The 12,233-nt window shown below is 57.7% G+C and carries 12 protein-coding genes; 1 reads left to right on the forward strand and 11 read right to left on the reverse strand.

From position 1 onward, the window contains the following. Nucleotides 1–5: 5 nt before the first annotated feature. From hslV to EKM85_RS01390, 10 genes are all read right to left on the reverse strand, one after another. On the reverse strand, nucleotides 6–527 hold the full coding sequence (hslV, locus tag EKM85_RS01345; protein WP_125584479.1) for an ATP-dependent protease subunit HslV: 522 nt from the start codon (nucleotides 525–527) through the stop codon (nucleotides 6–8). Between the two features lie 119 nt (nucleotides 528–646). Further along, the gene (gene xerC, locus EKM85_RS01350; protein ID WP_125584480.1) at nucleotides 647–1,564 is read right to left on the reverse strand and encodes a tyrosine recombinase XerC; all 918 of its coding nucleotides are present in this window, start codon (nucleotides 1,562–1,564) and stop codon (nucleotides 647–649) included. 70 nt (nucleotides 1,565–1,634) lie between these two features. Beyond that, a complete protein-coding gene (gene trmFO, locus EKM85_RS01355; RefSeq protein ID WP_125584481.1) occupies nucleotides 1,635–2,939 on the reverse strand; it encodes a methylenetetrahydrofolate--tRNA-(uracil(54)-C(5))-methyltransferase (FADH(2)-oxidizing) TrmFO in 1,305 nt (434 codons plus the stop codon). Nucleotides 2,940–3,016: 77 nt separating this feature from the next. Further along, nucleotides 3,017–5,101, reverse strand: a complete 2,085-nt coding sequence (gene topA / locus EKM85_RS01360; RefSeq protein ID WP_125584482.1) for a type I DNA topoisomerase — start codon at nucleotides 5,099–5,101, stop codon at nucleotides 3,017–3,019. 168 nt (nucleotides 5,102–5,269) lie between these two features. Then, a complete protein-coding gene (gene dprA / locus EKM85_RS01365) occupies nucleotides 5,270–6,124 on the reverse strand; it encodes a DNA-processing protein DprA (RefSeq protein WP_125584483.1) in 855 nt (284 codons plus the stop codon). 55 nt (nucleotides 6,125–6,179) lie between these two features. Next, nucleotides 6,180–6,935, reverse strand: coding sequence for a ribonuclease HII (locus EKM85_RS01370; protein WP_125584484.1), 756 nt, complete (start codon nucleotides 6,933–6,935; stop codon nucleotides 6,180–6,182). Beyond that, a complete protein-coding gene (gene ylqF, locus EKM85_RS01375) occupies nucleotides 6,919–7,779 on the reverse strand; it encodes a ribosome biogenesis GTPase YlqF (RefSeq protein WP_125584485.1) in 861 nt (286 codons plus the stop codon). The genes EKM85_RS01370 and ylqF overlap by 17 nt, the downstream gene beginning before the upstream one ends. A gap of 113 nt (nucleotides 7,780–7,892) precedes the next feature. Then, the gene (locus EKM85_RS01380; protein WP_125584486.1) at nucleotides 7,893–9,131 is read right to left on the reverse strand and encodes a tyrosine-type recombinase/integrase; all 1,239 of its coding nucleotides are present in this window, start codon (nucleotides 9,129–9,131) and stop codon (nucleotides 7,893–7,895) included. Nucleotides 9,132–9,207: 76 nt separating this feature from the next. Further along, a complete protein-coding gene (locus EKM85_RS01385) occupies nucleotides 9,208–9,456 on the reverse strand; it encodes a DNA-binding protein (protein ID WP_125584487.1) in 249 nt (82 codons plus the stop codon). A gap of 81 nt (nucleotides 9,457–9,537) precedes the next feature. Beyond that, nucleotides 9,538–10,782, reverse strand: a complete 1,245-nt coding sequence (locus tag EKM85_RS01390; RefSeq protein ID WP_125584488.1) for a replication initiation factor domain-containing protein — start codon at nucleotides 10,780–10,782, stop codon at nucleotides 9,538–9,540. Nucleotides 10,783–11,170: 388 nt separating this feature from the next. Between EKM85_RS01390 and EKM85_RS01395 the strand changes: the two genes are divergently transcribed. Then, on the forward strand, nucleotides 11,171–11,716 hold the full coding sequence (locus EKM85_RS01395; RefSeq protein ID WP_164510630.1) for a helix-turn-helix domain-containing protein: 546 nt from the start codon (nucleotides 11,171–11,173) through the stop codon (nucleotides 11,714–11,716). 73 nt (nucleotides 11,717–11,789) lie between these two features. Here EKM85_RS01395 and EKM85_RS01400 read toward each other — a convergent pair whose 3' ends face one another. Then, nucleotides 11,790–12,224 (reverse strand): PPC domain-containing DNA-binding protein, encoded by a 435-nt coding sequence (locus tag EKM85_RS01400; protein WP_125584490.1) that lies wholly within the window; start codon nucleotides 12,222–12,224, stop codon nucleotides 11,790–11,792. Nucleotides 12,225–12,233: the final 9 nt, after the last annotated feature.

Genomic DNA, 12,233 nt, shown 5'->3' on the forward strand with positions numbered 1-12,233 from the left:
CCTCCTTAAAAGCTTTCGACCTTAATGTTCTGGTTCGTGAAAATGTCGATGTTCGAGGCGATCTCGATGGCCTCCTTGGCGATGGCCTCGGCGCTCATCTCGGTGTGGCGGATCATCGCCATCGCCGCGGCCTGGGCGTAGTTGCCGCCCGAACCGATCGCGACCACGTCGGCATCCGGTTCGATCACTTCGCCTTGCCCGGAGATCAGCAGCAGGTCGTCCTTGTCCAGCGCGATCAGCTCGGCCTGCAGCTTTTGCAGCGTCGGGTCCTTGCGCCAGTCCTGGGCCAGGGCGACCGCCGCGCGACGCAGGTTGCCGGCGTGGGTCTCAAGCTTCTTTTCCAGCCAGTCTTCCAGCGTGATCGCATCGGCGACCCCGCCGGCAAAGCCGATCACGACCTGGTCGTTGTAGATGCGGCGGATCTTCTGGGCGTTGCCCTTCATGATCACTTTCTCGCCAAGCGTCACCTGGCCGTCGCCGGCGATGGCGGTGTGGCCATTTTTTCTTACGGCTGCAATAGTTGTCATTGTTTAGTCTCCTATCTCGGTAAAATGACGTTCTGTCATAATGGTACCTAGTCTACCGGTCTGCCTGACCTGAAACATCAGCCCTTCGACTGATTTTAGCACTGTCGAATTGAGAGTGCTTAATTGTGCCGCGGGTAGAATTTCATGTAGTCCTGCTTGAGGTGGTCGGACGTGACGTGCGTGTAGATCTGCGTCGTCGACAGGCTGGCGTGCCCCAGCAGCTCCTGCACCGTGCGCAGGTCCGCGCCGTGGTTCAGCATGTGGGTCGCGAAGCTGTGCCGCAGCATGTGGGGATGAATGTCGGCGGTCAGGCTGGTCCGCTTGATCAGCTGATCGAGGATGTACTCGATGCCGCGCGGCGTGATGGGCGTGCCGCGCTGGTTGACGAACACGCAGGCGCTGGGAGCGGCCTTCTTCATCAGCTGGACCCGGCCGTCCTTTAAGTATCGCTGCAGCGCCCGCTTGGCGTAATCGCCGAACGGCACGTAGCGGTCCTTGTTGCCCTTGCCGTGGACGAGTATGACTTCCAGGTCAAAATCGATCTGCGGCAGCGTCAGGTTCGCGCACTCGGACACCCGCATCCCCGTGCCGTACAGCACCTCCAGCAGTGCGTCATTGCGCTGGTCGAGCGGCGAATCGCCGGCCGTCGTGGTGAACAGCTCCTGGATCTCCTGCTCGTAGAAAAAGCTGGGCAGATGGTTGTGCGACTTCTTGGTCTCCACGAGCTCGAACGGGTTGACTGCACACTTGCCCACGCGGATCAGGTAGCGGTAAAAGCTGCGCAGGCTGCTCATCTTGCGCGCCACCGAGCTGCGGGCCAGCCCGCGGTCGGCCAAGTCCGACAGGTACGTCTCCACGTCCAGCCGGTCGACTTGCTCAAACGTCGAAAAGTGCCCGCTGGCCGTCAGACACTGGGTAAAATCCGCCAGGTCCTCGCGGTACGCCCGCTGGGTATCTTCTGAATAATGGCGCTCCACCACCAGGTACTGCAAGAACTCCTTGACGTCCGCCTGCTTGTTTTCTGACTGCTCGACCACCGGCCCCGCCTCCTCTTTACTTTGTATTTTAACGCAAAAAGGACCGCCACTGGAGGACGATCCTGTGAGATCAAGCCGGTTGCACTGTGCGCGCCGCCAGCGCGGCCAGCGCCCGGTCCGCGTAGGCCTGGTTGCGTTCCAGCTTGTTTTTGATCAGCGGCAAAAGCGCCGGCATGATGCCGAAGTTGGCGTTCATCGGCTGGAAGTGGCGCGGGCTGGTGTGCGTGATGTAGTGCGCCATGGCGCCCATCTCGGTCTCCGCCGGGAAGGTCTCGGTGGCCTCGCCCAAAGCCAGGTGCGCCGCGTTGATGCCGGCGATCAGGCCGCTGGCCGCCGACTCCACGTAGCCCTCCACGCCGGTCATCTGGCCGGCGAAAAACAGGCCGGGGCGCTTGCTGCTTTCGTAGGTGTCCTTGAGCACGACCGGCGAGTTCATGTACGTGTTGCGGTGCATGACGCCGTAGCGCACGAATTCGGCGTGTTCAAGCCCCGGGATCATGCGGAAGACCCGCTTTTGCTCGCCCCACTTCAGGTGCGTCTGGAAGCCCACGATGTTGTACAGGCTGGCGGCCGCGTCGTCCTGGCGCAGCTGCACCACCGCGAACGGCGGCTTGCCGGTGCGCGGATCATTTAGCCCGACCGGCTTGAGCGGCCCGAACAACAGGGTGCGCCGGCCGCGCTGGGCCATCACCTCGACGGGCATGCAGCCCTCAAACACTTTCAGGTCCTCGAACTCGTGGCCGGCCGCGACCTCGGCGCCCACCAAGGCGTCTTGGAACGCGTAGTACTCGTCGCGGCTCATCGGGCAGTTGTAGTACGCCGCCTCGCCGGTGTCGTAGCGCGACTGCTTGAAGGCAATGTCAGTGTCGATGGAGCTGGCGTCGACGATCGGCGCGGCCGCGTCGAAGAAGTGCAGCCCGTCCTCGCCGTTCAGCGCGACGATGCGCTTAGCCAGCCCCTCCGCCGTCAGCGGCCCGGTCGCGACCACCGTGATGCCTGCGGGAAAGTCATCGACGACTTCGCTGATGACGTGAATGCGGGGATGATCCCGCAGCCGCTCGGTCACCTCAGCGGAAAACGAATCCCGGTCGACCGCCAGCGCACCGCCGGCCGGCACCGAATGGGCGTCGGCACTGTGCATGATCACCGAATCCAGCCGCCGCATCTCCTCTTTCAGCAGGCCGACCGCGTTGGTCACGGCGTTGGCACGCAGCGAGTTGGTGCACACCAGCTCGGCGAACTGGCTGGTGTGGTGCGCCGGCGTCAAAGTTTGCGGGCGCATTTCGTACAGGTTCACGTCAACGCCGCGTTGGGCGATCTGCCACGCGGCTTCACTGCCGGCCAGGCCGGCGCCGATCACGTTCACAGTGGGCATAAGCATCCTCTTTTCTGTAAAAAACGCCGCAGGGAGCCCCCGCGGCGTTCGTGTGCCAAAGTCCTCGCGCCGCGCGCTTAGGCCTTCACAGTTTCTTCTTTGTAATCCCCGTTCGGGCAGACGACCTGCACCTTGCCGCGGCTGCGCTTCTCGACTAAGAAGTGCCCGCACTTCGGGCAGTTGCGGCCGACCGGCTTGTCCCAGGAGACAAAGTCGCAGTCCGGGTAGCGCGAGCAGCCGTAGAACGTCCGGTTGCGCTTGGACTTGCGCTCGACGACCTGACCCTTGCCGCACTTCGGGCAGATCACGCCGATCTCCTTGACGATGGCCTTGGTGTTGCGGCAATCCGGGAAGCGGGAGCAGGCGTAGAACTTGCCGAAGCGGCCGAGCTTGATGACCATCGGCGCCCCGCAGATGTCGCAGTTGAAGCCGGCGGGCTCGTCTTTGATCTGGATCTTCTCGATGCCCTTCTCGGCGGTCGCGACTTCTTGCTTGAACGGCTGGTAGAAGCCGTCGATGACCTTGACCCAGTTCGTCTTGCCGGTTTCGATCGAGTCGAGCTCCGATTCGACGTTCGCGGTGAACTTGATGTCGACGATGTCCGGGAAGAATTCCACGATCAGCTTGTTGACGATCTCGCCGAGCTCAGTCGGCTCGAAGCGCTTGGCCGTCAGCTTGACGTAGTAGCGCTTCTCGATCGTCGCAATGGTCGGCGCGTAGGTCGACGGCCGGCCGACGCCGTTTTCTTCCAGCGCCTTGACCAGGTTGGCTTCGGAGTACCGGGCCGGCGGCTGGGTGAAGTGCTGCGCCGGGTCGGTCTTGATCAGCTTGGCCTGATCGCCCACCTGAAGGTCCGGCAGCAGGTTGTCCTTGCTTTCCTCGTCGCGGCTGGAGACGTAGAGCTTGGTGAAGCCGGCGAACTTGGTCTGGCTGCCGTTGGCGCGGAAGGTCGCCTCATTTTGCTGCAAGGTGACCTGCACCGTGTCGATCACGGCCGGGGTCATCTCGCTGGCGACAAAGCGACTCCAGATCAGGCGGTAAAGCCGCATCTGATCGCGGTCCAGCACCTTCTCCAGGCTCTGCGGGGTACGGTAGGTCGAGGACGGCCGGATCGCTTCGTGGGCGTCCTGCGCGCCTTCCTGAAGCTTGCCCTGGCGGATCTTCACGGCCGCGTATGCTTCGCCGTACTCCTCGTGAAGGAACTTCGAGGTCTCGGTCTTGGCGACGCTGGACACCCGCGTCGAGTCGGTCCGCATGTACGTGATCAGCCCGACCGTGCCGAGCTTGCCGCCGAGGTTGATCCCTTCGTACAGCTGCTGGGCCAGCATCATGGTCTTGCGGGTCGGGAAGCCGAGCTTGCGGTTGGCTTCCTGCTGCATGGAACTGGTCGTGAACGGCGGCGCCGGGAACCGTTTGCGCTCTTTCTTCACCACGTTGGTGATGGCAAAGGGCTTCTTCTTGTCGATGCCGCGCAGGATCTCCTGCACCTTGTCGTTATTCGGCAGGGCGGTCTTCTTGCCGTTCAGCCCGTAGAAGCTGGCGGCGAACTTCGCGCTGGTGCCCTTCTTGAACTCCGCGTCCAGGCTCCAGTACTCTTCCGGCTTGAAGGCGCGGATCTCGTTTTCGCGGTCGATGATCAGCTTCAGCGCGATAGACTGCACGCGCCCGGCGCTGAGGCCCTTTTTCACCTTCGACCACAAAAGCGGGCTGATGGAGTAGCCCACGATCCGGTCCAGCACGCGGCGGGCCTGCTGGGCGTCGACCAGGTTCATGTCGATCGACCGCGGGCTCTTGAACGCGTTCTTGACCGTGTCCTTCGTGATTTCGTTGAAGACGACCCGGTTCTTGTCGGTCGGGTCAAGGTCCAGGATGTGGCTGACGTGCCACGCGATGGCTTCCCCTTCACGGTCCGGATCGGCCGCGAGGTAGATATGGTCAGCCTTCTTGGCGGCCTTCTTCAGGTCCTTGATGACATCCCCCTTACCGCGGATGGAGATGTATTTCGGTGCGTAGTTATTGTCAAAGTCGATGCCCATCTGGCTCTTCGGCAGATCGCGGATGTGCCCGAGGCTGGCCACGACCTTGTAATTCCGGCCGAGGTACTTCTCGATGGTTTTAGCTTTTGCTGGCGATTCCACAATGACCAAATTCTTGGCGGTCATGTGCGCCCCCCTTTCGTTGAGCAGTTGCCCAAAATCCTTGGCTATCATATTCGAGCGGATAACGCTTTGTCAAATCGAACTGTCCACTTCAGGCCCCTGCAACCACGCAAAAGGGCTACTGGTCGCCCACTAGCCCCACTGCGAGTTTCTACTATTAATATTGCCCGTTCAGGGAAAAAAGTGCAACTCATCGGCAATATCTTGCCCGCTGGCGATGAGCTTGGCCCCCGCCTGGATCAGCGCATTGGTGCCCGCACTGAGCGGCGCATCGAGGCGGCCGGGCAAAGCGAATACCTCCCGGTTGTTCTGCAGCGCGTAGTTGGCGGTGATCAGACTGCCGCTGTGCGCTGCCGCCTCCGTGACCAGCACCCCGTGCGCCAGCCCGGCGATCACTCGGTTGCGCGCGACGAACTGAAACTTCTGCGGCAAGGTGCGCGGGGGATACTCGGACAGCAGCAGCCCGGCCTCGCCGATCAGCTGCTGCAGCTCCCGGTGCGCGGCCGGGTAGGCGACGTCCAGCCCGGAGGCGACCACCGCCACCGTCGGCCAGCCGCGGCTCAGGGCGAAGCGGTGCGCCATCCCGTCCGCCCCGGCGGCCAGCCCGCTGAGGATCACCAGCGGCGGCAGGGTCTCGCCCAGCCGGCGTAGCGCCAGTTCGGTGTAGTGCGTCGCCCGCCGCGCCCCGACCACTGCCAGCGTCACGTTATCCAGCAGGTCCAGCCTCCCGTGGTAGAACAGGACCAGCGGCGGCTGATTGCTTTCCGCCAGGCGCGGCGGGTAGGTGGGGTCAAAGCGCGTGACAAACAGGCCCGTGCGGTAAAACGCGCGCACCTCGTGCAGCCAGGCCGCATCGATCACGAACGGCCGCAGTTCCCGCAGCGGCGCCCAGTCGGCCAGCGCCGACACCGGCGCCGATTCCGGCAGCCGCCGCCGCGCGATCTCCTGCCACAGCCGCGCTTCCTTCGCCCAGCTCTTCTGGTAGAATGCCCAGTGCCACACCAGCATCAATTCTCGCAGCTCCATTCGCACCCCCGCCTTTCGCGGATAGATTACGAAAAAAGCCTGCGAATCCCGCAGACTAGCGTGAAGCGGCGTCCCGCACCGGGCTGAAGCTCATGCGGTGGATCGCCGTGACCCCGTACTCGGCCAGGCCTTCCAGGTGCTTTTTCGTGCCGTAGCCCATGTTGTCCTTGAAGTCGTAGCCTGGGTAAATGCCGTCGTACATCGTCATCAGGCGGTCTCGGACCACCTTGGCCACGATGCTCGCCGCGCCGATCGAGATGCTGTTGGCATCCCCGTGGATCAGCTTGCGCTGCGGCACCGGGCTCGGCACGTGCATCGCGTCGACCAGCAGGAAGTCCGGGGCGACGCGCAGGTTGGCGACCGCATCGCCCATCGCCAGCTCGGTGGCGTGGTAGATGTTCTCGCGGTCGATCATGTGGTTATCGGCGACCCCCAGGCTCACTGCCAGCGCCTGGCTGACGATCAGCGGGTACAGCCGCTCGCGCTCGTGGCGGGTCAACTGCTTGGAGTCGTTCACCGGCAGCTGACAGTCATGCGGTAAGATGACGGCACAGGTCACCACCGGCCCGGCCAAGGGACCGCGCCCGACCTCGTCGATCCCCGCCACGTGCGGGTACATCGGCCACAGCTCGTGCTCAAAGCGCGAGCGGTACCGCAGATCCAGCGCCTTGGCCTCTTCGTCGGCTTCCCGCCGCTCGTACCAGTCCAGCAGATTCTGGGCGCCGACGCGCGGATCCGCCGCCAGCTGCTGCAAAAGCTCTTCAGTTGGCTTCGTCAGCAGCTGTTTTTTCAACTCACTCAGCGTGGCCATCGAGATCACCTGGCACTTCCAGCGTGAACGGCCCGAACTTGCCCTGCCGCGCATCGAAAATCACACGCTCGGCCGCCCGGTTGAACTCCTCGCCAAAGCCCATCTTCTGGCTCAGCGTCACCATCAGGTCCGCCGGCGTTTGCGCCATGTCGTCATCATTGAGCCCGTACGCCTTGCGCAGCGCCTGCGGGTACTCGCGCTGGAAGAAGCCCAGCCCAAACAGCCCGACACTGTCCGCCTGGTAAACCGTGTCGGCGATCGCGCCAGTCAGCGCCAGCTTGTTGCCGACCAGCGCATCCTCAAACTTCGGCCACAGGATCCCCGGGGTGTCCAGCAGCATGAAGGTCTCGTCGGACTTAAGCCACTGCTGGTTCTTCGTCACGCCGGGCCGGTTGCCAGTGACCGCGATGTTCTTCTTCACCAGCCGGTTCAGCACCGTGGACTTACCCACGTTGGGGATGCCAATGCACATCGCGCGCAGGCCCGGATTGCGGATGCCGCGCGCCTTCTGCTTCTCCAGCTTGGCCTTCATCATCTGCCGCGCCAGCTGCGGAATCTGTTGCAGCCGCTTGGCGTGCTGCGCATCGATCGCGATGGCCTCAAACCCCTGGGCCCGGTAGTAACTCAGCCACTCCGCTGTCTTCTGCGGGTCGGCCAAGTCCTTCTTGTTCAGGACCATGATGCGCGGCTTCTGTCCGACAATCTGGTTCATCATCGGGTTCCGGCTGGCCTCCGGGACCCGCGCATCGACGACCTCAAGCACGAGGTCGACCAGCTTTAACTTTTCTTGGACCTGATTGCGGGCCTTGGCCATGTGGCCGGGGAACCATTGAATTTGTGCCATAGTTTGTAACTCCTTTAGTACCAAGGGGTTGAGGCCCTTGGGTTGTCATTTTTTCGTAAACGTGGGCAAAACGTGGGCAGCGTGGCTAACTTGCCAAACGCTACCGTTCAACTTCACCCGATTTTTTCAATGAACCGCGTGATGGCTTCGACCGATTTATCCTGATTTTCATCAAGGGTGTGGGTGTAGCCATCCGTGGTTTCGGCCCGAACATGCCCGACCCGCTTTTGCACTTCTTTGAGTGAAATCGACGGGTCATCGCGCAGCACCGAAATGTGAATGTGGCGGAAGCCGTGAGGAATCGCATTCTTCGTCCATTCAAAGCCATACCATTCTTGGCAGTGCTTCGTCAGCGACTTGTTGATTCGCGTTAGGATCTCACGAAAGCTGTGCGAGGTGATTGGTGAGCCGTACTCCGTCCTAAACAGCGACTTGGAAGCATGAAAGGCGTCCGCCGGAAAATCGGCCATGTGTTCGTCGAATGCCTTGTTACGGGCAATAACGCGCTTTAACGCCTCAATGGCAAAGCACGGCAGTTCTTCGACACGTTCACCAGCTTCGGTCTTAGTTGTGTCCTCGTAATACTCATCAACGCGCAGGTCGTGATACTGCAAGGACTTGTCGATTGTCACCAGCCGGTTCTCGAAATCAATATCCGCTTCCGTTAATGCGGCAGCTTCACCGATACGACAACCTGTCCCAATCATAAACAACGCCAGATCGTAATAGGTCTTGTGCCGCCGCTTGCGCAGTTCTGCCAACAAGGCATGAACTTCGTGCTCGTCAAGAAACTTTGCTTCGCGTCGCAGTCGCTTCTCGCGCTTCTCCTTTGAACTCGCAGAGAGCTTGATCACACGCGTAGGTGAGAACGGAATCGCGTTGTGCAGAACGCCGTAATCGAAGATCTTATTTAGCGAGCACTTGATATGCTGCATCGTCGAGTGGGTCGAGTGATACTCCTTCTTGTAATCGTTCAACAGGTTCTGAATCAACAGCGGCGTAATGACTTCTAGTAAGACGTCATCTGCCATCAGATTCTCAATGCGTTTCAGCACCATCTTCTCACGCGTGACGGTTGGCGGCTTAACCGTAGTCTGCCAAGTTTCCAACCATTTTGCTTTCAGGTCACCGAATGTCACCATCGCGGCTCCGTTGAAAGCACCTTGTTTCTCTGCAATCAGCTCCTCAATCTTTGCAGCTAAGTCGCGTTCGGCCTGCTTGCGAGCGCGCGCCGTGTTCGTGTAGAACTTGACGACTTCCCGTTTTGCTTTGCCAGTCAATGGATCAACATAGCGATCGACCGCATAATAAGTTGACTTACCGTTCTTGCGTTTTCTTTCTTCAAAATACATGTTTTATCCTTTCCGGGTAAGGAAAAGGGCAAAACTGAATCTCTATTAGCAGATTCTATTTTAACATCCAAACCCATTATTTTCTGCGCAATTTTGAATAGCCATGCGTCTTCCAGTACAAAAAGTCGTCGAATACCTCGAAATTTATGAAAACGAGCTTGTGCGTTGGGTTCAAGACGCCATCACGCCACAGCTTGTTGTCACGCATCTCACATAGCCAACGATTGAGCGTGTATTTGTTTAAGCCGTCGTATCGGCTCAAAATGGCGGCCTTGTTACCCCATTCAGCGTCACTATCCGATACTGGACTGTATTTGATTTTCATTCATTACCTCACTTGTTGTGTCTAGCATCTGTGTGAGATAATCAGCACAGATAGGACCCATATCTTATCTGTGAAGGGTGACTACTTGCTTTGGTCGGCGTGGTCATCCTTTTTTGATTGCTCACTTTCAGATGTCATTTCTTCAAACAATCCGTTCTCAAGTTGATCTGCGCCAACTGTGTACTGCTCAATGATTTGTCGATGTTTATCTGTCAAGATTGCCCCGCGAATCGATTGCATCGTTTTCTGGTTACCCCAGTACGCGTCAATCTCGTGGAGCACTCGCTCCATCGGTGCAACTTGCTTATCAATCCACGCTCGTGTTCGATTGAGATCGAGCGGTTCTGGGGCAGTGGTCAAGCGCAGCGGCTGGCGATCATGACCGATAAAGCGTTGCCAATTCTTGTTGAGCGGCCAATCCAATCGTGACTTGTCTTTTTGAGCATCAACAAAGCGCAGGTAGCGCTTGATAATGCCAAATATCGTGCGTTCTTCATCACGATAGCAAAGGAGATCATCAACAGCCTTTTCCGCCCGAGTGTTCTTTAAGCGAATTTCAAAACGGTTATAGATGTTCGTGGTTAAGCCTTTCTTGTGCTGTTCAGCGCCTTTCTCGTAAAGGCAAAAGTAAAGCTCGCTTTTGGTTGAACCAATGTATAATGTCGTACCAGTCTCATCATCAAATTCTTCATCGTCATCATGATAGATGTGTCCAGACACCGTGCCTTGGTATTCACGCATCACGGTGATGCACTCGTTGGCCTGAATCTTTTGAATCAAGTTTGGAATATCCAGCATATCAACCATATCGTTGACAGCTAAATCTAGTCGTTTCATCACGCCTTTCATGTCTAGGCACTGATTAAGAAAGTCATACCAAGTTTCGCCACGCCCTAGCAGAATGCTTTCCATTTGGCGACAACCTTGCCCGCGTAGTTCTACCAGCGTCCCCAGCTCCTTATGGCCCGGATCAGAGCCGTAGACTTTGATCTGGCCCAGTGAGCGGGTAAATTGATAACCGAACGCCGCACGATCTTCTGACAGAACGCAATCTGTTTGCAAGCGTAAGAGATCATCGACGATTTTGTCGATATCCTGTGTTGGAAACCGAATCCGCACATAGTCGATCAGCATCTGCAATTCCGGCTCATCTGTCCAATTATTGAGCGTCTTATCAATGTACATTTGTAAGCCGCTACTGCACGCCTCACCATTTTCGATGCGACTAAGGTGGCGTTGTGTAATGCCAAGCCGGTGACATAGCTGTACCTGCGTCAGATTCAATTCTTTGCGACGCTTTCGCACTGAATCACTCCAGTAACCCAAATCGTGTACCTCCTAATCATTTTGCCACCGGACATCAACTTGAATTGTCCAGTCGGTAATTTCCGTGTTGTATCAACGTTTCTACCCAGAAATCAGGTAGATAGGTGTCATTTACGACCCCCCTGTTAGTACATGGGGGTCTAGGCGGCCGGCTACGCCGACCGCCGCCGCTCACGCTTGCGGCTTTCGCGCTGCACGCCGCGCGTGGTGGCGAGTTTGCGATTTGTCCTTTCCCAAAATAACAGGTCGCGTCTACCTGTATCCTAATGGTAGCAAGGGTTTGGCCGACAGTAAATTAGTGAATCAGCCCGACAATATTGACGTAGGTAGGACTGAAACCTTGCATGGACGTCAGCCGCATAATATGATGATTGTGGAGGTGAGCACAATGATTGAAAATGTCGGCCGGAACATGAAACGACTGCGTGAGCAATACGACGTCACCCAAGAGGAGCTGGCTAAGATTGCCCAGCTTTCCAGAGATACAATCTCAAAAATCGAGCAGAACAAGCGCAACCCCAGTTTTGATTCGCTTGATCGAATTGCTCGGTTCTTCAACGTCGCACCCGTTGACTTATTTGGCTCGCCTGATGAACAGAAAGTCCATAGCACAACTGCGATGTTAGACCGAATTAACGAAACCCTCGACCGATTGGAAGAATATCGCCCAAAGCTTGAGCAGATACACAAACTTGCTTGGGAGATGGAAGGATATTCTCCTTATCAGCTCGAGCACCTCGAAGAGCAACTACACGATATATTCAGCTATTTTCAGCCGTATACTCCCACAGATGAGGATGGCGTTCCCAAGACTGATCGGAATGGACGAAAGATCAGCTCCGCTTCGCGCTACTCCGAATTACCAATCAAAGAAATAGATAACGTCTATAAGCAGCTTCAAGAAATCAAGAAGTTCAATGTCCAGAGTGACTAGCTATGGTAATACTTCAATACACAAAAATGAGACCTACCACGCTCATCGTGGCAGATCTCATTTTTGAATTGCACTAATCTAAGTCCCACACTGTGATTCCAACGTTATCGTCGAACTTTCGCGGAATTACACCTGCAACAGGCTGAATCGTGATTTCTCCGGTGTACATCACAGTCGCGCTGGTTAAGTGTCCCGCTACTACGCGTGGCTCACCGTCTCGCCCAAGTTCAGAAAACGTAGCGTGCGCGTGCTCATACAGAACCTCACCGTCGAATGTGATATTTCCGCTCAACGACACCAGCTCAAGCATTCCGCTTAAGTGGTGATCAGTGAAGTCATTCCTATCTGGCAGATACGTGGACAGCACCGCCGCTTGGCAGGCACCGATGCCACTAAAGGTAGCAGACTTAATACCCGCACCCGCACACACTTTGAGAATCTGAGTGAGAATCTCTTCGCCCTTATCCACACGTAAGTATATGGTTTGACCAAGTTGCTTGTACTGCATGTTCGGTAC

This window comes from Lacticaseibacillus jixianensis (assembly GCF_003946485.1).
In the GTDB taxonomy this organism is placed as follows: domain Bacteria; phylum Bacillota; class Bacilli; order Lactobacillales; family Lactobacillaceae; genus Lacticaseibacillus; species Lacticaseibacillus jixianensis.

What these genes read in the sequence shown, in the direction of transcription:
- EKM85_RS01395 (WP_164510630.1), top strand. Translation starts at nt 11,171, where the DNA reads ATGATTGAAAATGTCGGCCGGAACATGAAACGACTGCGTGAGCAATAC.
- dprA (WP_125584483.1), bottom strand. Translation starts at nt 6,124, where the DNA reads ATGGAGCTGCGAGAATTGATGCTGGTGTGGCACTGGGCATTCTACCAG.
- trmFO (WP_125584481.1), bottom strand. Translation starts at nt 2,939, where the DNA reads ATGCCCACTGTGAACGTGATCGGCGCCGGCCTGGCCGGCAGTGAAGCC.
- EKM85_RS01385 (WP_125584487.1), bottom strand. Translation starts at nt 9,456, where the DNA reads ATGAAAATCAAATACAGTCCAGTATCGGATAGTGACGCTGAATGGGGT.
- EKM85_RS01380 (WP_125584486.1), bottom strand. Translation starts at nt 9,131, where the DNA reads ATGTATTTTGAAGAAAGAAAACGCAAGAACGGTAAGTCAACTTATTAT.
- topA (WP_125584482.1), bottom strand. Translation starts at nt 5,101, where the DNA reads ATGACCGCCAAGAATTTGGTCATTGTGGAATCGCCAGCAAAAGCTAAA.
- EKM85_RS01400 (WP_125584490.1), bottom strand. Translation starts at nt 12,224, where the DNA reads ATGCAGTACAAGCAACTTGGTCAAACCATATACTTACGTGTGGATAAG.
- EKM85_RS01370 (WP_125584484.1), bottom strand. Translation starts at nt 6,935, where the DNA reads ATGGCCACGCTGAGTGAGTTGAAAAAACAGCTGCTGACGAAGCCAACT.
- ylqF (WP_125584485.1), bottom strand. Translation starts at nt 7,779, where the DNA reads ATGGCACAAATTCAATGGTTCCCCGGCCACATGGCCAAGGCCCGCAAT.
- hslV (WP_125584479.1), bottom strand. Translation starts at nt 527, where the DNA reads ATGACAACTATTGCAGCCGTAAGAAAAAATGGCCACACCGCCATCGCC.